Source organism: Dermacoccus sp. BD5 (assembly GCF_044878485.1).
GTDB classification, from domain to species: Bacteria; Actinomycetota; Actinomycetes; order Actinomycetales; family Dermatophilaceae; genus Dermacoccus; species Dermacoccus nishinomiyaensis.
Genome location: NZ_JANJER010000003.1, coordinates 217,747 through 239,792, shown reverse-complemented (window position 1 = coordinate 239,792; position 22,046 = coordinate 217,747). Strand labels below are relative to the sequence as shown.

The following is a 22,046-nucleotide window of genomic DNA, read 5'->3' as shown; positions in this document are numbered from 1 at the left end:
GGTGGTGGCTGGTTGACTGCAGCCATGAGTGATGACCTGTTCTCGAGCCGCCTCGAAGGTGAACGAACCTCGGGCAGCGCTGGGGCGTCGGCGATGGCGCCGCTCGCGGTGCGCATGCGCCCGCGCACCCTCGAGGAGGTGCGTGGGCAGGGCGATGTGCTCAAGCCCGGGTCGCCGCTGCGGCGTCTCATCGAGGGTCAGGCGGGTGCGGCGGGGCCGATGAGCGCGATCCTGTGGGGGCCGCCCGGAACGGGCAAGACGACGCTCGCGCACCTCGCGGCGAACAGCGCGGAACGCCGGTTCGTCGAGTTGTCGGCGATCACGGCGGGCGTCAAGGACGTGCGTCAGGCGATGGAGGAGGCGGGCCGCCACCTCGCGATGTACGGCCGTTCGACGGTCCTGTTCCTCGACGAGATCCACCGCTTCAGCAAGGCCCAGCAGGACGCGCTGCTGCCCGGCGTCGAGAACCGCACCGTCATCCTCGTCGCCGCGACGACGGAGAACCCGTCGTTCAGCGTCATCGCCCCGCTGCTGTCGCGTTCGGTGCTCGTCACGCTCACCTCGCTCGACGACGCGCAGATCGCGGACGTCATCGGCGCGGCACTCGTCGACGAGCGAGGTCTCGACGAGCGATTCACCCTCGACGACGACGCGCGCGATCACCTCGTCCGCATGGCCGGCGGTGACGCCCGGAGGGCGCTCACGGCTCTCGAGGCGGGCGCCGGGGTGGCGACGGACGCGGGGGAGAAGACCATCACGCTCGCCCACGTCGAGCAGGCGATGGCGGCAGCCGCGGTGCGCTACGACCGCGCCGGTGACCAGCACTACGACGTCGCTTCCGCCCTCATCAAGTCGATGCGCGGCTCCGACGTCGACGCCGCCTTGCACTATCTGGCACGCATGCTCGAGGCGGGCGAGGATCCGCGATTCATCGCGCGGCGCATCGTCATCGCCGCGAGCGAGGACGTGGGGATGGCGGATCCGACGGCGCTGCAGACGGCGGTGGCGGCGATGCACGCCGTCGCGCAGATCGGCATGCCGGAGGCGCGGATCATCCTCGCGCAGGCGGTCGTGCACAACGCGATCGCGCCGAAGTCGAATGCGGCGTACGCGGCGATCAACGCCGCCATCGCCGACGTCCGGGCGGGCCGCGGCGGCGCCGTGCCGCCGCATCTGCGCGGTTCGGGGTACGCCGGGGCGACGCAGTTGGGGCACGGGGCCGGATACACATACACGCACGATGAACCGGACGGCGTCGGCCCGCAGCAGTTCCTGCCGGACGACCTGCTGCCCGATGCGGACTACTACCACCCGACGTCGCGGGGGTGGGAGGAGCGGCTGGGGGAGCGATGGCGACGCCTGCGCGCCGCCATCCGCGGGGGTGAGAGTGCAACGTGATGCAGCTCACTGCGTGATGTTGCAGAATCGCGTGTTTCGTTAACGCGGTGTTACACCTGCGGCCATTCGCGGGTCAAAGGTAACGATCTGGTGACCCTCGTACTTTGAGGCTGGAATCACAATTTCGATGGGGCATGATCTGGGGTGCATGACGAGCTCGGCCAACCGCCGGGCCGCGTGTGACAGGCGGAGCGCGCACCGAGCGCCCCGAGACGGAAGGACGAAGCCTTGGCAATGGTCACCGGCGATCCCGCGCTCGAAGGGATGGGTCCCGATGGGGCCGAACCCCAGACGCCCGAGGAGCCCAAGGCGATCGAAGGTCGTTCGCTTCGTCAGATCGCCGTGTCTCGACTCAAGCGCGACAAGGCCACTCTGGCGGCGATGACCGTCGCAGGTCTCTTCGTCCTCACTGCGATCCTCGCGCCCATCCTCGTCAAGCTGAAGATTCTCGACCCGCTGACCAACCATCAGGACCTCATCAACGCTGATTCGAGTCCCAAGGGTTCCTGGGGCGGCATGAGCGCGGAGCACTGGCTCGGCGTGGTCCCGGGCAGCGGTACCGACACGCTGTCGCGCCTGCTGTACGGCATCACGTTCTCCGTGGTTGTCGGCCTGTGCGCGACGCTCGTCGCCGTCATCATCGGCTCGTCGTGGGACTGGCATCCGGATTCGCTGGAGGAAAGGTCGACTTCCTCGGCACCCGCCTCATCGACCTCGTGCTGTGTTTCCCGCAGACCCTCATGCTGCTCGCGTTGTCCGGAACCTTCATCGCACGCATCAAGAGCATGGGTGTCTCGGACGACAACGTGGCGGCTGGAATCTACGTCATCCTCGTGCTGGGTCTCTTCGGTTGGCCGACCTTCGCCCGCATCATCCGCGGCCAGGTCATGACCCTGCGCAACCGCGAGTTCGTAGAGGCGGCCCGCAGCCTCGGAGCCACCAACAAGCGGGTGTACTTCACCGAACTGCTACCGAATCTCTGGGCCCCGATCCTCGTCTACGCCACGCTGCTGTTCCCGGCCTTCGTTTCGGCCGAGGCAGCCCTGAGCTACCTCACCGTGGGTATCAAGGCGCCGACCCCGACGCTGGGCAACATCATCACCGACTCGGTGAACTACCTCAACCAGGACCCGCTGTACTTCTTCGCGCCGGTGTTCACGATCGCGGCCCTGGTGCTGAGCTTCAACCTCGTCGGAGACGGTCTGCGCGACGCGCTCGACCCCAAGGCCGACCGCCACTGAGCCAGCCGGCTCACCCCTCATTTTCCTGACCACGTCCGGTCAGGTCAGTTGGATCGCCTCGGCGGATCCTTCTTCATCAAGGAGATGACGATGAACAAGAAGTCGTATTCCATCCTCGCCGTGGCGATCGCCGGCTCGATGAGCCTCGCCGCGTGCGGTGGCGGCTCGAGCGACGACAAGGGCAGCTCGAGTGAAGGTGGCGGCAAGGGCGGCACGCTCTACTACCTGTCGAAGCGTCCTGCTGAGCACCTCGACCCGCAGCGCATGTACATCGGCCGCGACATCGCCGACATGGGCCGCCTCACGTACCGCTCGCTCGTGCAGATGCCGGTCACCGAGGACGCCGCCAAGGCCGACAAGCCGGTGGCTGACCTCGCGACCGACACGGGCAAGATGAGCGACGGCGGCAAGAAGTGGAGCTTCACGCTCAAGGACGGCGTGAAGTGGCAGGACGGCAAGGACATCACGTGTGACGACCTCAAGTACGGCCTGAGCCGCAGCTTCGCGACCGACGTCATCACGGGTGGCCCGAACTACGCGCTCGGCTTCCTCGACGTGCCGCAGAAGGACGGCCTGCCCGTCTACAACGGCCCCTACAAGAAGGCCGGCCAGGCCGACTTCGACAAGGCCGTCACCTGCGATGGCAAGACGATCACGTACAAGTTCAACAAGGCGTGGCCGGACTTCAACCTCGCGGTGGCCTCGCTGCGCGCCTTCGACCCTTACCGCAAGGATCAGGACAAGGGAGACAAGAGCAACTACGCCGTCTTCGCGAACGGCCCCTACAAGCTGCAGGGCACGTGGCAGAAGGGCAAGGGCGGCACGTTCGTCCGCAACGAGAACTACGACGCCAAGACCGACGGCGTGCGCAAGGCTCTTCCGGACAAGATCGTCTTCCAGGAGGGCCTGACGAACGAGGTCATCAACCAGCGCCTCATCGCCGACTCGGGCAACGACAAGAACGCCGTCACGGACCGCGCGGTGCCGCCGTCGATGTACGGCCAGGTCACGGGCAAGATCGCGGACCGCTCGACGAACCCGCAGTCGCCGTACGTCGACTACCTCGTCCCGAACTTCAAGAAGATGACGAACCCGAAGGTGCGTCAGGCACTCCTGGCCGCGACGAGCCAGGACGCTTGGATCAAGGCCGGCGGTGGCGACAAGGCCTACACGAACGCCTACTCGATCATCAACCCGGCTCTGACCACGGCCTACGCCAAGAACCCGGCCTTCAAGTACGGCACGGGCGGCAACATCGAAGAGGCCAAGAAGCTCCTCAAGGAAGCCGGCCAGCCGAACCCGTCGATCAAGTTCACCTACTCCGGTGGCACGCCGACGTCGCAGAAGCAGGCTGCTGCGCTCAAGGACACGTGGGAGAAGGCCGGCTTCAAGGTCACCCTGAACGAGCTGACCGACACGTACTACGACGTCATCCAGAACCCGAACGCCGACGGCGACGTCTTCTGGGGTGGCTGGGGCGCCGACTGGCCGTCGGCCAGCACGGTCATCCCCGCCCTGTTCGACAGCCGCATCAACCTGACGGCGAAGTCGAACGGTCAGGACTACGGCAACTACAAGTCGGACGAGGTCAACAAGATGATCGACGAGGCGGCCAAGGCCACCTCCGTCGACGCCGCGGGCGAGATCTACAAGAAGATCGACCAGAAGCTCGGCGAGGACGTCGCCTACATCCCGCTGGAGAGCCAGAAGTTCTACCTCCTGCGGGGATCCAACGTGACGAACTACATCGACAACCCGGCTACCTCGATGTACCCGGACCTCGGTTCGGTCGGCGTCAAGAAGTGACCGCCTGACTCTGATCACCACCTGGCCGGTCGCCGGCCACTCAACGAACCCACCCGTTCCCCGTTGGAGAGGACTGCCCGAAAGGGCGGAAGCTCATGGTTGCTTACGTCATCCGCCGACTGTTCTCGGGTCTGATCATGCTGCTCATGGTCACGCTCGTGACGTTCGTGCTCTTCTTCGCTGCAGGCAAGGACCCAGCGAAGCAAACCTGCGGCAAGAACTGCTCGCCCCAGCTCATCGAGCAGAACCGCAAGGCACTCGGGTACGACAAGCCCGTCATCAACCAGTGGACGGACTTCGTCAAGGGAACCGTGACCGGCCGTGAGTTCCCCGCTGACCAGGAACTCAAGCGCAAGGCGCCCGAGACGATCGCCAAGTGTGACGCCCCGTGCCTGGGCTACTCGCCCCTCGCGTCCATGAGCGTGACCGACGAGATCAAGCAAGCTTTCCCCATCTCCCTGTCCATCGCGGTCGTGTCGTTCGCGCTGACCCTCGTGATGGGTGTCGGCTTCGGCATCCTCGCGGCGCTGACGAGAGGTGGCATCGTCGACAAGATTCTCGTGGGATCGGCGCTGCTGTTCTACTCGCTGCCCACCTTCGCCATCGGTCTGTTGCTCTACCAGTTCGTCGCGTTGAAGTGGGGCATCGTGCCGGTGCCCGAATACCAGAGCATCGCCGATGGTGGTGTCGGCGGCTGGCTGCAAGGCCTGATCCTGCCGGCGCTCACGCTCGCGCTCTTCACCGCCGCGGGTTATGTCCGCATGACGCGCGCCTACGTCCTCGAGACGATGAGTGAGGACTACCTACGCACTGCCAAGGCCAAGGGCCTGTCCAAGGGCAAGACGCTGTGGAAGCACACGATGCGCGCGGCGATCACCCCGATCATGACGATGGCCGGCATCGATTTCGCCCTGCTCGTCGGCGGCGCGCCCATCACCGAGACGGTCTTCAACTACGACGGACTCGGCAAGCTCGCGGTGGCCTCGGCCTCGGCGTCGCCCGACCTGCCGACCACCGTCGGTATCGTCGTGGTCCTGTCGGCGCTCGTCATCGTGGCCAACATCATCGTCGACTGCCTCTACGCCGTGGTCGACCCGCGCGTGAAGCTGGCCTGAGGAGAGAGACCATGTTCGACAAGCTCAAGAAGAAGGTCGACGACTCCGTCGTCGGCGAGAAGGCCGAAGCTCTCGTTGACAAGGCCGGCGACGTCGTCGCCACCGCGGCCGCAAAGGTCCCCGGGCACGGCGCGGGCCATGGCGTGGGCCGCGAGAAGTTCACGGACTCGGGCGCCAAGCCCGGCAAGAAGCAGGTCGACAAGAGTGGCACACCGCTGCTGTCGGTGCGCGACCTCAAGGTGCACTGGCCGACCGATGACGGCATCGTCAAGTCGGTCGACGGCGTGAGCTTCGACCTGTACGAGGGTCAGACGCTCGGCATCGTCGGTGAGTCGGGTTCCGGCAAGTCGGTGACGTCGACGACGATCATGGGCCTCAACCGTGGGACGAACGCTCAGATCTCCGGTGCGATCGATTTCGACGGTGACGACCTGCTCACCATCAAGGAAGACCGCATGCGCGAGCTGCGCGGGCGCAAGATGGCAATGATCTTCCAGGACCCGCTGTCGGCGCTTCACCCGTACTACACGGTGGGCGCGCAGATCATCGAGGCCTACAAGGTGCACCACCCCAAGGCGTCGAAGAAGGAGGCGCGTGAGCACACGATCGACATGCTCGCCCGCGTCGGCATCCCGTCGCCGCAGAAGCGAGTCGATCAGTACCCCCACGAGTTCTCGGGCGGTATGCGTCAACGGGCGATGACAGCGATGGCGCTCGTCAACGACCCGAAGCTGCTGATCGCTGACGAGCCGACGACGGCACTCGACGTGACGGTGCAGGCGCAGATCCTCGACCTCATGCTCGACCTGCAGCAGGAGTTCAAGTCCGCGATCATCATCATCACCCACGACCTCGGCGTGGTCGCCGACGTCGCGGACGACCTGCTCGTCATGTACGCCGGGCGTCCGGTCGAGAAGGGTGACGTCTACGACACGTTCGCGACGCCGCAGCACCCGTACACCGTGGGTCTGCTCAACTCGATGCCCCGTCTCGACGAGGCACGTCGCGAGCAGCTCGACCCCATCCCCGGCAACCCGCCGTCGCTCATCAACCTGCCGAGGGGTTGCTCGTTCGCGCCGCGTTGCGCGTTCAAGCACCTCGTGCCGGGCGATCGCTGCGACACCGAGATGCCCGATCTGCGCCACTTCGGCGACCAGGAAGCCCGCTGCTTCCTGACCGCAGAGCAGAAGGCCGAGCACATGAAGCCCGCGCAGACCCGCACGATCGACGGCGCCGACGCGGCTTCCACGACCGGTGCGGCCCACACCGGGAGTGCCGGTGCCGCGGACGCCCACGGCGCGACCAAGGTTGGAGACTGAGCATGACCAACGCAGACACGCACGCGACGAGCGTGACGCCGGGACCCGAGGACGCTCTCGCCGGCGCGACCCAGGTCGCCGTCGGAGAAGAGGTGCTGCGCGTCACCGGGCTGCAGAAGCACTTCCCGCAGAAGAAGGCGGGCCTCATCCGGCGCCCCGACAACCCCGTCAAGGCCGTCGACGGCATCGACCTCGTCGTCCACCGCGGTGAGACGGTCGGCCTCGTCGGCGAGTCGGGCTGTGGCAAGTCGACCGCCGGTCGCACGATGCTCAAGCTCCTCGAGCCCACGGGCGGCCGGATCGAGTTCGCCGGTGAGGACATCACCGACTTCAAGGGCGGCGACCTGCGGCGCATTCGTCGTGAACTGCAGATGGTGTTCCAGGACCCGCACGGCTCGCTCAACCCGCGTCACACCGTCGGCAAGATCATCTCGGCGCCGTTCGAGATCCAGGGCGTCAAGCCCGAGGGCGGCGTGAAGAACGCGGTGCAGGAGCTCATGTCGCGCGTGGGGCTCAACCCCGAGCACTACAACCGCTACCCGCACGAGTTCTCCGGTGGTCAGCGTCAGCGCATCGGTGTCGCGCGAGCGATCGCCCTCAAGCCGCAGGTCATCGTCTGCGACGAGCCGGTCTCGGCGCTCGACGTGTCGATCCAGGCCCAGGTCGTCAACCTGCTCGAGGAGATCCAGGACAGCGACAAGATGGCGTACGTCTTCGTCGCCCACGACTTGTCCGTCGTGCGTCACATCTCCGACCGCGTCGTCGTCATGTACCTCGGCAAGGTCATGGAGGACGCCGACCGCGACACGCTGTACGAGCGCCCGCAGCACCCGTACACGCACGCGCTGCTGTCGGCCGTGCCGATCCCGGACCCGACGCTCAAGGGCAAGCGCGAGCGCATCCTGCTCAAGGGCGACCTGCCGAGCCCGCAGAACCCGCCGTCGGGTTGCGTGTTCCGCACGCGCTGCCCGAAGGCACAGGATCTGTGCGCTCAGGTCGTGCCCGAGCCCGTCGAGGTCGCGCCCGGCCACCGCGTCGCGTGCCACTTCCCGGAGGTGCGCGCCGACATCGTGTGAGGTCACCCGCTCGAAGCCGTCAGGCCCGTCCCACACCGGGGCGGGCCTGGCGGCCGTGTGCACCCCGTAACCTGGTGGCAGCGCGACATGCGCGCTCGGAGAAGGAGATGACGTGGACCTGACGCTCGGACAGATCGCGGGGTTCATCGCCGCCGTCGCGTTCGCCGTGCTCGTGTGGCGCCTCGGCAGTGTCATCGGCAAGGCTGGTGCCGTTCTCGACGAGGCGAGCGCCGCGGTGCGCAAGGTGAGCGACGAGACGTTGCCGCTCATCACGGAGATGACCTCGACCGTCGCAGCCGCGAACACCCAGGTCGAGCGCCTCGACGCAATCACGGCCAACCTCGCCACGATGACGAATAATCTCAACGCCCTGACGTCGCTGACCGTGGCGACGGTCGGGCGCCCCATGCTGAAGGTCGCCTCCGTCGGTTACACCATCAAGACGGCAATGAGCGGAAAGACCCCGGGGACGCCGCGCCGATTCTGAGTGCTGCGCGGCTAGGGTCACCCCATGACCCAGATCACGACCGGCCCCGTCACGGACGACGCTTCCACCAATCCGTTGCTGACGCGCAGCGACCTGCCGTTCGAGTTGCCGCCCTTCGAACGCATCCGCGCCGAGCACTTCGTCCCGGCCTTCGAGCATCTCGAGCAGCAGGTGCGGCGCACCCTCGCGGACATCACGCAGCCACAGACACCAGCGACGTTCGTCGACGTCGTCGAGCCGTTGGAACGCGATCACGCGGCCACCGAACGCGTGTTGGCGCCGCTTTACACCCTGACCGGTTCTGACACGACACCGCCGTTGCAGGCCCTCGAGGACGAGCTCGCACCGCGCGTCGCCGCCCTGGCGGACCTCGTCGACGTCGATGCTGCCCTGCTCGAGAAGCTGCGCGAGGTTCGAGCCGGCGACGCCACGATGAGCCCCGAGCAGAGCCACGTCGTGGAGCGCCGGATCAAGGCGATGACGCTTGCCGGCGCGGCGCTCACCCCGGAGGCTGCCGAGCAGGTCAAGGCGATCAACGGCGAGCTCGCGACACTCGGCGCCGAGTTCGACCGCCGCCTGCTGGCCGACACCGCGGCCCTGGCCGTCGTCGTCGAGGAGCGTTCGAGCCTCGCAGGCCTCGACGACGCCGAGATCGACGCCCTGGCACGGCCCGAGCAGGGCGGCGGCGGCTACGTCATCCCTCTCACGTATCCGACGGGACATCCCTACCTCGCGCGTCTGCGTGATCGTGACCTGCGTCGACGCATCATGACGGCGTCGACGGCGCGGTGCAGTCGCGGCGACGAGAACGACACGCGGGAGCTGGTTCGGGACATCGCCCGCCTGCGTGCCCGTCGAGCCGCGCTGCTTGGCTTCGACAGCCACGCCGCGTGGGCGACGGCGGACAGCACGGCCAGGACGCCTGAGGCGGTGCTCGACATGCTCGCTCCCATCGCGCGTGCCGCCGGCGAGAACGCCCGCGCCGAGATCGAGGTGCTAGCCGCCACGGCGCGCGAGGACGGGGTGGACACGATCAAGTCGTGGGATCACGCGTACTACGCCGAGCAGGTCAGAGCGCGAGATCACGACGTCGACCTGGAGGCCCTGCGTCCCTACTTCGAGCTCGAACGTGTTCTCGAGCGGGGCGTGTTCGCCGCGGCCGAGCAGCTGTACGGCCTCACGTTCACCCCGCGAGCCGATCTGCGGGGCTGGAACGCGGACACGCGCGTGTTCGAGGTGCACGACGAGGACGAGGGCGCCGTCGGCCTGTACCTGCTCGATCCGTACGCCCGCCCGAGCAAGCGCGGCGGCGCGTGGATGCATTCGCTCGTCGAGCAGAACGACCTCCTCGGCCAGGCCCCCGTCGTCTGCAACAACCTCAACGTGACGCGGCCGTCGCAGGGGGAGCCCACCCTCATGACGTTCGACGAGGTGGAGACGTTCTTCCACGAGTTCGGCCATGCCCTGCACGGGCTGCTGTCGCAGGTGCGTCACCCGTCGGTCTCGGGGCCCAACGTCGAACGGGACTTCGTCGAGTTCCCCAGCCAGGTCAACGAGATGTGGATGCTGTGGCCGAGCGTCGTCGAGCGCTACGCCCAGCACGTCGAGACGGGGGAGACGCTGCCGGAGGCGGTGCGTGATCGCCTCGAGGCCTCGGCGACCTGTAACCAGGGCTTCGCCACCAGTGAGCTGGTGGGCGCCGCATTGCTCGACTTCTCCTGGCACCTGCTCACCGAGCAGGACGAGGTGCCGTCCGTCGAGCAGATGGCCGAGACGGTACGGCGCCGGTACGGACTGGACATCGACGCCGTGCCCTCCCGCTATGCCGCGCCGTACTTTCAGCACGTCTTCTCCGGTGGGTACTCGGCGGGGTACTACGGCTACCTGTGGTCGGAGGTGCTCGATGCGGACGCATGCGAGTGGTTCGTCGAGAACGGGGGAGCGACGCGCGAGAACGGACGGCGGTTCGCCGAACGGATCCTCGGCGTGGGCGGTGGCGCAGACCCCATGGGGGCGTACGAGAGCTTCCGCGGCCGGGCGCCGTCGCCGGGGCCGATGTTCCGCCGTCGCGGCCTCGAGGCCAGGAGTTCCGGGTCGCGCTGATGTCGGCCAGATGTCGTCCTTGTTTCGTGAGTAACGATGTCGTCACGGGCCGTCCCCCAGCCGTTCATCATCGGCGCCCACCACATATTCTTCAATCGCCGCTGAAGGAAAGACCTTCCGACCAGCGTCCATCACCGTCTCGTGAAGGAGACACGCCCGCGTGCTTCGCTACATCCTCCGAAAAGCGCTGGGGTGGGTGGTCATGATCTTCGTGGCCACCAACCTGACGTTCTTCCTGGCTTCCTTCTTCCTGAAGCCCGAGTCGAACTATCTGGCGCGGCGACCCCCGCTCAGCCACGACCAGATCGTTCGCTCCCTGGACCAGTACAACCTGAACCCCGACGAATCGGTCTTCACGAAGTGGTGGACGTGGTTCCAGGGCGTGTTCTTCCACTGGGACTGGGGTCAGTCGCCGACGGGTGTCGACGTCAACTCTGAGGTCGCCTACCGGGCCGCCATCAGCGCCCAGCTCGTGCTCGGTGCGACGATTCTCAGTGCGGTCCTCGGCATCGCGCTGGCCGTCTACAGCGCAGCTCGCCAGTACCGCTTCGGCGACCGCGTGGCCCAGGCGACGTCGATCATCACGCTCAACATCCCCCTGCCGGTGGCGGCGCTGTGCGTCGTGTTCCTCGGCATCTGGGCCAACCAGAAGCTCGGTCACACCGTCTTCTACGTCGCCGGTGCGCAAGATCCGAACGTCAGTGGGTTCTGGGCGACATTCGTCAGCCGCCTGGCACACCTCGTGCTGCCGTCGATCACCCTCATCCTCGTGGGTTACGCCAGCTACCACATGACTCAGCGCACGCTCCTGCTCGACACCGTGGACGCGGACTTCGTGCGCACCGCCCGGGCCAAGGGGCTCACGCGCCAGGAGGCCATCCGCCGCCACGGACTGCGCACGTCGCTCATTCCGACGGCCGCCCAGCTCGCGTTCTCCATCCCGGCGATGTTCACCGGCGCGATCATGACAGAGACGATCTTCGCCTGGAAGGGCATGGGGCAGTACTTCACCCAGACCATCGGGCAGAACGACATCCACGGCACCGTCGCCATCGCGGCGTTCGGCGCCCTCATGACGGCCATCGGCGCGATCCTCGCGGACCTCGCGACCGTCGCCCTCGACCCCCGAGTGCGGGTGAGCTGAGCCATGACGAACGACTTCAACCCCATCGAGCCCGAAAGCGTGGAACAGGCCGCCATCTCGCCGGAGACGGTCCGCGAGACGCGCCTACCGGACGGTTCGCCCACCCCTGAGCTGACCGAGGGCGACCCCAAGCGCGACGGCGCCGCCGCTCCGCTCACCCGCCGAAAGCTCTACATGCGCCGTTTCATGCGCAACAAGGGCGGCGTCCTGGGTCTCGTCATCCTCCTGGGTCTCATCGTGTTCTCGATCGTCGGTGGGTTCTTCACGCAGTGGAACTACACCGACCCCGACTTCCTCACGCTGCAGCAGGGTCCGGGCGGTAGCCACTTCTTCGGCACCAACCAGGCGGGCAACGACACCTACGCCCAGGCCGTCCACGGTCTGCAGCGATCCATCATTATCGGTGTGAGCGTGTCGGCGCTGACGACGATCATCTCGGCGATCGTCGGAGCCTGGGCCGCCTACGTGGGTGGACGTCTGGAGAAATTGACGCTCGGTCTCATCCACTTCCTCCTCGTGGTGCCGAGCTTCCTCATCCTGGCGCTCATCTCCACCTATTTCCAGGGCGACTGGCGCGTCCTCATCTTCGTGCTGACCCTCTTCGGCTGGGTGTTCTCGGCCCGCATCGTGTGGACGATCTCGACATCCGTGCGCGAACGCGAATACGTCGCGGCCGCCGAGTTCATGGGAGTGCCGACGACAAAGGTGGTGCTTCGCCACGTCATCCCGAACATCGGGTCGCTGCTCATCGTGAACTTCACCCTCGGCGTCGTCTCCACCATCATGAGCGAGACCGGCCTGTCCTTCCTCGGGTTCGGCATCAAGCAGCCCGACGTGTCGCTCGGTTCGATGCTCGCCGACGGTGCGAATTCCGTCTACTCCGCGCCGTGGCTGTTCGCCTTCCCCTCTCTGCTCCTCGTCATGCTCACCGTCTCGATGGCACTCATCGGTGACGGCCTGCGTGACGCGCTCGACCCGAACTCCAAGGCTGGTGGCAACGCATGAGCACCCCGATCTCCGTCTCCGGTGGCGGCATGCTGGACAAGGCGGGCAGCAGCCCGCTGATCTCGGTCAAGGATCTCGCGGTGTCCTTCCCCTCCGAAGCGGGGCGTGTCGACGCGGTGCGCGGCGTCAGCTTCGACATCGCACGCGGTGAGACGCTCGGCATCGTCGGCGAGTCCGGCTCGGGCAAGTCCGTCACGTCCACGGCCATCATGGGTCTGCTGCCGAGCTACGCGAAGGTGGACGGCAGCATCACCCTCGACGGTGAAGAGCTGCTGGGACGCACCGACAAGGAGATGTCGAAGGTGCGCGGCAAGCGCATCGGCATGGTGTTTCAGGATCCCCTGTCGGCGCTGACGCCGATCTTCACCGTCGGTGACCAGATCGTCGAAGCGATCCTCATCCATCAGGACATCACCAAGGCGAAGGCGTGGGAGCAGGCCGTCGCGCTGCTCGACCTCGTCGGCATCCCCAACCCGAAGACCCGTGCGAAGTCGTTCCCGCACGAGTTCTCCGGCGGTATGCGTCAGCGTGTCGTCATCGCCCTGGCCATCGCGAACAACCCGGACCTCATCATCGCGGACGAGCCGACCACCGCACTCGATGTGACGGTGCAGGCCCAGGTGCTCGAGGTGCTCAAGAAGGCCCAGCGTGAGACGGGCGCCGCCGTGCTCATGATCACGCACGACCTGGGCGTCGTCGCCGGTCAGGCCGACCGTGTCGGCGTCATGTACGCCGGCCGCCTCATCGAGACGGGGACGGCGGACGACGTCTTCGCCGCACCGCGGATGCCGTACACGATCGGCCTGCTCGGGGCCGTGCCCCGCGTCGACGCGACGGGGCGTGAGGCGCTCGCACCGATCAAGGGCACGCCGCCGTTGCTCGTCGACCTCCCGGACGCGTGCCCGCTCATCCCGCGCTGCCCGATCGCGACCGCGGAGTGCGGCAACGGCGAACCGGCCCTGCGTCCCGTCGGCTCCGCAACGCATCGTGCGGCCTGCATCCGCGCCGACGAGATTTCCGGGCGGGGCTTCATCGGCTCCGAACCCATCTTCCCCCGACCCGTCATCGAGGATCCCGCCGCCGGCATCCCCCGCGAGGAGCGCGCGAGCGTCCTGCGCCTGGACGACGTGACGAAGACGTTTCCGCTCATGAAGGGCGCCGTGCTCAAGCGTCGCGTCGGCTCGGTCTACGCCGTCGCCGGCATCGACCTCGACCTGCGCGAGGGGGAGACCCTCGGTCTCGTCGGGGAGTCCGGCTCGGGCAAGACGACCACCCTCATGGAGATCATGCGGATGGGTCAGCCCGAGACGGGCGACATCGAGATCGCCGGGCAGAGCATCAAGAACGCCTCGAGGTCGCAGCGCAAGGATCTGCGTCGCGACATCCAGATGGTCTTCCAGGACCCGATGGGTGCCCTCGACCCGCGCATGACTGTGCACGGCATCATCAGCGAACCGCTCGTCGCGCTCGGTGGGTCGAGCAAGCACGAGATCGACGAGCGGGTCGAGGAGCTCATGGCGCTCGTCGGGCTCAACCCGCAGCACTCCGACCGTTTCCCAGCAGCCTTCTCCGGCGGACAGCGTCAGCGCATCGGCATCGCCCGTGCGCTCGCCACGAACCCGAAGACGGTCGTGCTCGACGAGCCGGTCTCCGCGCTCGACGTGTCGATCCAGGCCGGCGTCATCAACCTGCTCGCCGAGCTGAAGGCCCGTCTCGGCCTCAGCTACCTCATCGTCGCCCACGACCTCGCCGTCGTGCGTCACATCTCGGATCGGGTCGCGGTCATGTACCTCGGCAAGATCGTCGAGGTCGGTGCCGTCGACGACGTGTTCGAGCGCCCGATGCACCCCTACACCAAGGCGCTCCTGTCCGCCATCCCCGTGCCGGACCCGGTGGTCGAACGTAGCCGTGAGCGGATCCTGCTCACGGGCGACCTGCCCAGCCCGACCTCCTCAGAGCCCGGGTGCCGCTTCGTCTCGCGGTGCCCGTTGTATAAGACCCTCGACGACGCGAAGCAGCAGCTGTGCCGGGACACGACGCCCGAGCTCATGTCTGTGACCGGCGCCGATCATGCCCACGCCTGTCACTTCGCAGGCGGGGCCGACACAAAGGAAGTTCACTGATGAAGTCGATGAAGACGGCGTCCGGCGCCTTCGTTCTCGCCAGCGCTCTGCTGCTCACCGGGTGTTCCGGGGGCTCGTCGGACGACAAGGGCGACGACAGCAAGAAGACGACGAACACCTCGTTGCAGAAGAGCTACAACGAGCAGCCGGCGTCGGCCCTCAAGGATGGTGGCACGTACACCACCGCCACGACCGAGGTCTCTCCGCAGTTCAACCCGTTCCAGCAGGACGGCACCCGCTACACCTCGGACGTGTGGCGCTGGTACAACCCCGTCCTCAAGACGTACTCGGCTGACGGCAGCAAGGTCATCTGGAACAAGGCCTACATCGAGGGCGCCAAGAGCGAGGTCAAGGGTGACAAGCTCGTCGTCACCTACACGATGAACCCGAAGGCGAAGTACAACGACGGTTCGCCGATCGACTGGAAGTCCTTCGAGAACACGTGGAAGGCCAACAGCGGCAAGGACAAGGCGTTCCTGCCCAGTTCGACGGATGGCTTCTCGGCCATCGAGTCCGTGGCGAAGGGCAAGGACGACCACGAGGCCGTCATCACGTTCAGTCAGCCGGGCGTGTGGTGGGAAGGTCTGTTCGACTTCCTGCTCAACCCGAAGGTGAGCTCCGCGGACCAGTTCAACAAGTTCTACCTGAACAACCCGCACGCCGAGCTCGGCGCGGGCCCGTACAAGATCGAGAAGTACGACTCGAAGGCCGGCACCATCTCGTTCGTCCGCAACGAGAAGTGGTGGGGCGACAAGGGCAAGCTGGACAAGCGCACGTTCATCACGATGGAGGCCTCGGCGTCCATCAACGCGTTCAAGAACGGGCAGATCGACTCGACGAGCGCGACGACCAAGGACCGTCTGCAGCAGGTGAAGGATGTTCCCAACACCGAGCTGCGCCGCGGTTCCTACCCCTCGAACAGCCTGCTCACCCTCAACGGCAAGAGCCCGCTGCTCGCGGACAAGGCCGTTCGCAAGGCCATCATGGAAGGCGTCGACCGCAGCAAGCTCGCCGAGATCGAGTTCAACGGTCTCGACTACAAGGAGGAGCTGCCCGGCTCGTTCCTGCTCTTCAGCTTCCAGAAGGGCTACGAGAACAACGTCTCGACGAAGTTCGACGCCGAGCAGGCGAAGAAGGACCTCGACGCGGCGGGCTGGAAGGCCGGTTCGGACGGCGTCCGTTCCAAGGACGGCAAGAAGCTGACCCTCAGCTATGTCAACCTCGGTGATGACCCGGTCAACAAGGCCCAGGCCACGGCGATGCAGGCGATGCTCAAGGGCATCGGCGTCGACATGAAGATCGACCAGCGCGCCTCCTCGGAGTTCTCGAACGTCATCACGAAGAAGGACTTCGACCTCTTCCCGATGGGCTTCAGCTCCTCCGACCCTTACGGTGTGGCGTACGCCTGCCAGGTGTGGTGCTCGGACTCTGGCCTGAACCAGTCCGGTGTCGCGGACAAGTCGCTCGACCCGAAGTTCAAGGACCTGACGAAGATCGGCGACAAGGACAAGCAGATCGCCGAGGCCAACAAGCTGGAGAAGCAGGCCATGGACCAGTACGGCATCCTGCCGCTGACGAACGGCCCGGTCATCATGGCGACGAAGAAGGGGCTCGCGAACGTCGGTGCGTCCGTGTTCGCCTTCCCGTTCCCGGAGACCATCGGTTGGCAGAAGTGACGTCAGCGCCGATGCGCGTCTGACATGACGGGCGAGGCCCGGTTCCCGCACAGGGGGCCGGGCCTCGTCCGTTCGTTCGCGAGCCGCGGTGCCTCGCACCGCCCGGCCGGTCACGGGGCCGCCCGCCACGATGGGGAAATGGCGCGCACTCGTGGGATGATGAGCGACGCACACCCGTACGACTTCTCACGAATGAGGGCGATTGATGGAAACCGCCGAGATCAGGCGCCGCTGGCTGCAGTTCTTCGAAGGCAAGGGCCACACGGTCGTCCCGAGCGCACCACTCATCTACGACGACCCCAACCTGCTCTTCGTCAACGCCGGCATGGTGCCGTTCAAGCCGTACTTCCTCGGTCAGGCCACGCCGACGTTCACGCGCGCGACCAGCGTGCAGAAGTGCGTGCGCACGGGTGACATCGAAGAGGTCGGCAAGACGAGCCGTCACGGCACGTTCTTCCAGATGAACGGCAACTTCAGCTTCGGTGACTACTTCAAGGAAGACGCGATCAAGTTCGCGTGGGAGCTGCTCACGACGCATCAGAGCCAGGGCGGGTACGGTCTCGACGCCGACCGTTTGTGGCCGACGGTGTTCGAGAGCGACGACGAGGCCTACGCGATCTGGAAGGACGTCATCGGCGTCGACGCCGCGCGCATCACGCGCCGCGACGCGAACGACAACTACTGGAGCATGGGCGTGCCCGGCCCCGGTGGGCCGTGCTCGGAGATCTTCTTCGACCGCGGCGCCGAGTACGGCGTCGAGGGTGGCCCGGCGGTCGACGAGGACCGCTACATGGAGATCTGGAACCTGGTCTTCATGCAGTACGAGCTGTCCGCCGTGCGCAGCAAGGCTGACTTCGACGTCGCAGGCGAACTGCCGCGCCGCAACATCGACACCGGCATGGGCCTGGAGCGCATGGCGTCGGTGCTGCAGGGCGTCGACAACCTCTACGAGATCGACGAGGTCTACCCCGTCCTCGACATGGCCGCCGAGATGACGGGCAAGCGCTACGGCGCGAACTCGGGCCAGTCGGCCGCGAGCAGCCACCCTGACGACGTCCACCTGCGCGTCGTCGCCGACCACGTGCGCAGCTCGCTCATGCTCATCGGTGACGGCGTGACGCCGGGCAACGAGGGGCGCGGGTACGTCCTGCGCCGCATGCTGCGCCGCGCGGTGCGCGCGATGCGCCTGCTCGGCTACGCCGACCCGGCGCTGCCGCACCTGGTCCCGATCTCGATGGAGCGGATGTCGCAGTCGTACCCCGAGCTCAAGACCGACTTCGCGCGCATCTCGCAGATCGCGTACGCCGAGGAGGAGGCATTCCGCCGCACCCTCGTCGCTGGTACGACGATCCTCGACACCGCGGTCGCGAAGGCGAGGCAGGCGACGGACCAGCAGGCGGGCAGCGACAAGCCCGTCCTCACCGGCGACCAGGCGTTCAGCCTCCACGACACGTACGGCTTCCCGATCGACCTCACCCTCGAGATGGCGGCCGAGCAGGGAGTCAGCGTCGACGAGGCCGGTTTCCGTCGCCTCATGGACGAGCAGCGTCAGCGCGCCAAGGCCGACGCCAAGGCGAAGAAGGCCGGCCACGGTGACGTCGCCGTCTGGACGCAGCTGCGCGAGGCCGGGGCCACCGAGTTCCTCGCCTACGAGACGCTGCAGGCCGAGGCGAGCGTGCGCGGCCTCGTCGCGAACGGCTCGGCCGTCGAACAGCTCGAGCCCGGTCAGAGCGGCCAGGTCGTGCTCGACCGCACGTCGTTCTACGCCGAATCCGGTGGTCAGATCGCTGACGAAGGCATCATCGTCACGCCCGCCGGTCGCCTCAAGGTCGTCGATGTGCAGCGCCCGGTCAAGGGCCTCATCGCGCACACGGTCGAGGTGCTCGACGGGCCCGTCCGCGTTGGCGAGGGCGTCCAGACGCAGGTCGACCCCGAATGGCGCATCTCCGCCTGCCAGGCGCACTCGGGCACGCACGTCGTGCACGCCGCGCTGCGCGAGGTGCTCGGCCCGTCGGCGCTGCAGAGCGGCTCGTACAACAAGCCCGGTTACCTGCGTCTCGACTTCGCGTGGAACTCGGCCCTGTCGCCCGAGACGCGCAGCGAGATCGAGGAGGTCTCCAACCTCGCCCTGCGTCGTGACCTACCCGTCGCCGCGCAGTACATGACGCTGCCCGAGGCAAAGGAGTGGGGCGCGATCGCCCTGTTCGGCGAGACCTACGACGAGCAGGTGCGCGTCATCGAGATCGGCGGCCCCTGGTCGCGAGAGCTCTGTGGTGGCACGCACGTCGCGCACAGCTCGCAGATCGGTGCGCTCACGCTCACCGGCGAGTCGTCCGTCGGTTCGGGCGTGCGCCGTCTCGAGGCGTTCGTCGGGATCGACGCGATGCGCTACCTCGCGAAGGAGCGCGCCCTCGTCGCCGACCTCACGTCGATGACGAAGGCGCAGCCGGGTGAGCTCAAGGACAAGATCTCCGAGATGCTGACGCGCATCAAGGACGCCGAGCGCGAGCTCGCGCGCCTCAAGCAGCAGCAGATGGCCGCTGCGGCCGGCTCCCTCGTCGAGCAGGCCAAGGACGTCTTCGGGGTGCGCTTCATCGGTCATCACGACGACGCGATCGACGCCGACGCGGCCCGGGCGATGGCGACGGACCTGCGCGCCAAGCTCGGCGACGCGACGCCGAGCGTCGTCGCAGTCGGCGGCGTGAGCAAGGGCCGCCCCGTCATCGTCATCGCGACGAACGCGCCGGCACGCGAGTGGCGTGTCAAGGCCGGTGACCTCGTCAAGGTCGCGGCCGGCGTGCTCGGTGGTGGTGGCGGCGGCAAGCCGGACCTCGCACAGGGTGGTGGCCAGGACGCCTCGAAGCTCGGCGCCGCGATCGCCGAGGTCGAGCACACCGTCGGCCGCACGGTCACGAACTGAAGGTGCGGCGGGCTCGTCATGCGTGAGGGGATCAGGTTGGGCGTCGACGTCGGCACCGTGCGTGTCGGCGTCGCCGTCAGCGACCCTGGCGGCATCATGGCGACGCCCGTCGAGACCCTCGCGCGCGCGAGCGCGAGCGACAAGGATGTGCAGCGCGTGGCCGAGCTCGCGGACGACGCTCGTGCCCTCGAGGTCGTCGTCGGCCTGCCCCTCAACATGAAGGGTGAGGACACCGCGTCGACACAGGCCGCTCGCGCCTGGGCCAACACGCTGAAGCGTCTTCGGCCCGCGCTTCGCGTCATTCTCGTCGATGAGCGTCTAACATCTGTGTCCGCGCACCAATCGCTCCACGCCAGTGGGGTGGCCGGGCGCAAGCACAGGCAGCACGTCGACCAGCAAGCCGCCGTGCTCATCCTGCAGGCCGCACTCGAGACCGAGCGTGGCACCGGAAGGCCGCCCGGCCTCGAGGTGGGGGGCCGCAAGCCCCGTGCGCGACGACGGACAAGCGAAGGTGACACCCACGATGCCTGATTCTCCCCGCGAGCGTCTCTTCGGGAGCGGCAACGACGAGGTCGACCCCAGCCAGAGCGTCCGTCGCGACGGCGAACGCAGCGCACCCACTCGGGCAGAGCTGCCACAGGCACGACGGCTGCAGTCGCGACGCGAACATCGCGCCCGCGCTGATGCGCAACGCGAGGCCCAGGCTCTCCGCCCAGCCGGCGCGAGCGAGGTCGACTACAACCCGAACAAGCGCCGCGGTCTCGTGACCCTGGCGCTCGCGCTCGTCCTCGTCGTCGCCGCCGGATCCTTCGCGTGGCGCACCCTGGGGCTGAGCCTGCCGTCGTTCAGCAGCTCAGGGGGCGACTACTCGGGCACGGGGGAGAACGAGACCGCCCAGGTCAAGATCAACAAGGGTGACGCGGGCAGCACGATCGGTTCAGCGCTCGTCGCGGCCGGGGTGACGAAGTCGACGTCGGCCTTCGTCGAGGCGATGGCGGCGTCACCGAACGTCAACCTGACGCCCGGCGTCTACAAACTCAGGAAGAAGCAGAGCGCCGATTCGGCGCTCTCCGCGCTGCAGGACCCGAAGAACCGCGTCGGCGGCGGCATCGTCATCCAAGAGGGCCTGTGGCAGAGCGAGATCTTCGCGAAGCTGTCGAAGGGCACCGGCCACCCCGTCAGTGAGTACGAGGCCGTGACGCCCGCGCAGCTCGGCCTGCCGAGCACGATGAACGGCAAGCTCGAGGGCTGGCTGTTCCCCTCGACGTACGACTTCGACAAGTCGATGTCGGCGAAGCAGCAGCTGCAGACGATGGTGACGAACACCAAGGAGCAGATCAACTCGCTCAACATCCCGGCCGACCAGATCCAGAAGGTGCTGACGAAGGCCAGCATCGTGCAGGCCGAGTCGCCCAACGCGGCGAACGACGGCAAGGTGGCCCGCGTCATCGACAACCGCCTGTCGAGCGGGATGAAGCTGCAGATGGACTCGAGCGTCCACTACGTCATCCACAAGCGCGGCACGGTGACGACGACCGACGCCGACCGCGCCAACCCGAGCCCGTACAACTCGTACATGCATGCGGGTCTGCCGCCGACGCCGTACAACAGCCCCGGTCTCGACGCGATCAAGGCCGCCGCGAACCCGACGCCGGGCACGTGGAAGTACTTCGTCGCCGTCAACCTCGACACCGGCGAGACGCTGTTCGCGGACACCTACGACCAGCAGCTCGAGAACGAGAAGAAGTTCCAGGCCTGGTGCAAGGCCAACCCCGGACGCGGCTGCTGATGCCCCGCGCACTCGTCGTCGGCTCGCCGATCGACCATTCGCTCTCGCCTACGCTGCACGAGGCGGGGTATCGAGCGGCGGGCCTGGACGACTGGTCGTACGCACGTGCCGAGGTCGTCGCTGATGAGGTGCGCGCATTCGTGGCCAGGCTCGACCACGATGTCGTCGGACTGTCGGTGACGATGCCGTGCAAGGAAGCGGCGTTGGCTGTGGCTGACGAGGCGTCGGCGCTCGCTGGTGACGTCGGCGCGGCCAACACGCTCGTGCGGCGTGACGGTGGTTGGTTCGCCGACAACACCGACGTCCACGGCGTCGTCGAAGCCCTGCGCGCCGCCGGGTGCGCGGGTGGCCGGGGCGCCGTCGTCATCGGCTCGGGCGCGACGGCACGTTCCGTCGTCGCCGCTCTGTCGCGTCTCGGCGTGCGCGAGGTGACGTTCGTCGTGCGCGCGCAGGCGCGCCCCGAGACGCTGGCACTGGCGCGCTCGCTCGGCATGAGCACCCGCGTCGTGCGCGAGGACGACGAGGACGCGGCGTGGGCGGTCGGCATGGCGCTGCTCGTCGTCCAGACGTCCCCGGCCGGGGGCGCGGACGCCCTCGCCGCGCGCGTCGTCGACGCCCCGTCGTTGCGCATCGGCGCGGCCGGCGGGCCGTTCGTCCTCGACGTCGTCTACGCCGACTGGCCGACGGCATTCGCCCGCACGATGAGTGCGCGCGGTGCGACCGTCGTCAGCGGCCTCGACATGCTCGTGCACCAGGCCGCGGCACAGTTCGAGCTGTTCACCGGCCACACTGCCCCCATCGCGGACATGATGGAGGCCGGGCGCGCCGCCGTGAAATGATCGGC

16 protein-coding genes and 1 pseudogene are annotated in these 22,046 nt (G+C 67.3%); all 17 read left to right on the top strand.

Annotated features, from left to right (window positions below; genetic code table 11):
* Window positions 1-24: 24 nt before the first annotated feature.
* The 17 genes and pseudogenes from NQ706_RS04315 to NQ706_RS04235 all read left to right on the top strand — a co-directional run bounded on the left by NQ706_RS04315 (window position 25) and on the right by NQ706_RS04235 (window position 22,041).
* Window positions 25-1,398: a replication-associated recombination protein A gene (locus tag NQ706_RS04315; RefSeq protein ID WP_038568528.1), complete on the top strand. Its 1,374-nt coding sequence runs from the start codon at window positions 25-27 to the stop codon at window positions 1,396-1,398.
* A 234-nt stretch (window positions 1,399-1,632) separates the two neighbouring features.
* Window positions 1,633-1,782, top strand: a pseudogene (locus NQ706_RS04310) (ABC transporter permease); the annotation flags it as partial.
* 266 nt (window positions 1,783-2,048) lie between these two features.
* The gene (locus NQ706_RS04305; RefSeq protein WP_404360453.1) at window positions 2,049-2,639 is read left to right on the top strand and encodes an ABC transporter permease; all 591 of its coding nucleotides are present in this window, start codon (window positions 2,049-2,051) and stop codon (window positions 2,637-2,639) included.
* Between the two features lie 90 nt (window positions 2,640-2,729).
* Complete coding sequence (locus NQ706_RS04300) at window positions 2,730-4,445, top strand: ABC transporter substrate-binding protein (RefSeq protein ID WP_235181925.1); 1,716 nt, start codon at window positions 2,730-2,732, stop codon at window positions 4,443-4,445.
* A 95-nt stretch (window positions 4,446-4,540) separates the two neighbouring features.
* Window positions 4,541-5,560, top strand: a complete 1,020-nt coding sequence (locus NQ706_RS04295; protein WP_038568526.1) for an ABC transporter permease — start codon at window positions 4,541-4,543, stop codon at window positions 5,558-5,560.
* 11 nt (window positions 5,561-5,571) lie between these two features.
* The gene (locus NQ706_RS04290) at window positions 5,572-6,879 is read left to right on the top strand and encodes an ABC transporter ATP-binding protein (protein ID WP_051805932.1); all 1,308 of its coding nucleotides are present in this window, start codon (window positions 5,572-5,574) and stop codon (window positions 6,877-6,879) included.
* Window positions 6,880-6,881: 2 nt separating this feature from the next.
* Window positions 6,882-7,955 (top strand): ABC transporter ATP-binding protein, encoded by a 1,074-nt coding sequence (locus NQ706_RS04285; RefSeq protein WP_038568525.1) that lies wholly within the window; start codon window positions 6,882-6,884, stop codon window positions 7,953-7,955.
* Window positions 7,956-8,067: 112 nt separating this feature from the next.
* Entirely contained in the window at window positions 8,068-8,442 is a 375-nt protein-coding gene (locus NQ706_RS04280) for a DUF948 domain-containing protein (RefSeq protein ID WP_006943870.1), read from the top strand.
* Between the two features lie 24 nt (window positions 8,443-8,466).
* Window positions 8,467-10,545 carry a M3 family metallopeptidase gene (locus tag NQ706_RS04275; protein ID WP_051805930.1) on the top strand — a complete coding sequence of 693 codons (2,079 nt, stop codon included), beginning with the start codon at window positions 8,467-8,469 and terminating at the stop codon, window positions 10,543-10,545.
* Window positions 10,546-10,705: 160 nt separating this feature from the next.
* A complete protein-coding gene (locus NQ706_RS04270; protein ID WP_038568523.1) occupies window positions 10,706-11,689 on the top strand; it encodes an ABC transporter permease in 984 nt (327 codons plus the stop codon).
* Between the two features lie 3 nt (window positions 11,690-11,692).
* Window positions 11,693-12,694: an ABC transporter permease gene (locus tag NQ706_RS04265; protein WP_081873672.1), complete on the top strand. Its 1,002-nt coding sequence runs from the start codon at window positions 11,693-11,695 to the stop codon at window positions 12,692-12,694.
* Window positions 12,691-14,817 (top strand): dipeptide ABC transporter ATP-binding protein, encoded by a 2,127-nt coding sequence (locus tag NQ706_RS04260; protein WP_171969810.1) that lies wholly within the window; start codon window positions 12,691-12,693, stop codon window positions 14,815-14,817. The genes NQ706_RS04265 and NQ706_RS04260 overlap by 4 nt, the downstream gene beginning before the upstream one ends.
* Window positions 14,817-16,493, top strand: a complete 1,677-nt coding sequence (locus tag NQ706_RS04255) for an ABC transporter family substrate-binding protein (RefSeq protein ID WP_038568521.1) — start codon at window positions 14,817-14,819, stop codon at window positions 16,491-16,493. The genes NQ706_RS04260 and NQ706_RS04255 overlap by 1 nt, the downstream gene beginning before the upstream one ends.
* Window positions 16,494-16,698: 205 nt before the next feature.
* A complete protein-coding gene (alaS, locus tag NQ706_RS04250) occupies window positions 16,699-19,413 on the top strand; it encodes an alanine--tRNA ligase (RefSeq protein ID WP_038568520.1) in 2,715 nt (904 codons plus the stop codon).
* Between the two features lie 18 nt (window positions 19,414-19,431).
* Window positions 19,432-19,944, top strand: coding sequence for a Holliday junction resolvase RuvX (gene ruvX, locus NQ706_RS04245; protein WP_038568518.1), 513 nt, complete (start codon window positions 19,432-19,434; stop codon window positions 19,942-19,944).
* Complete coding sequence (gene mltG / locus NQ706_RS04240) at window positions 19,937-21,202, top strand: endolytic transglycosylase MltG (protein WP_051805928.1); 1,266 nt, start codon at window positions 19,937-19,939, stop codon at window positions 21,200-21,202. The genes ruvX and mltG overlap by 8 nt, the downstream gene beginning before the upstream one ends.
* Complete coding sequence (locus NQ706_RS04235; protein ID WP_038568516.1) at window positions 21,202-22,041, top strand: shikimate dehydrogenase; 840 nt, start codon at window positions 21,202-21,204, stop codon at window positions 22,039-22,041. The genes mltG and NQ706_RS04235 overlap by 1 nt, the downstream gene beginning before the upstream one ends.
* Window positions 22,042-22,046: the final 5 nt, after the last annotated feature.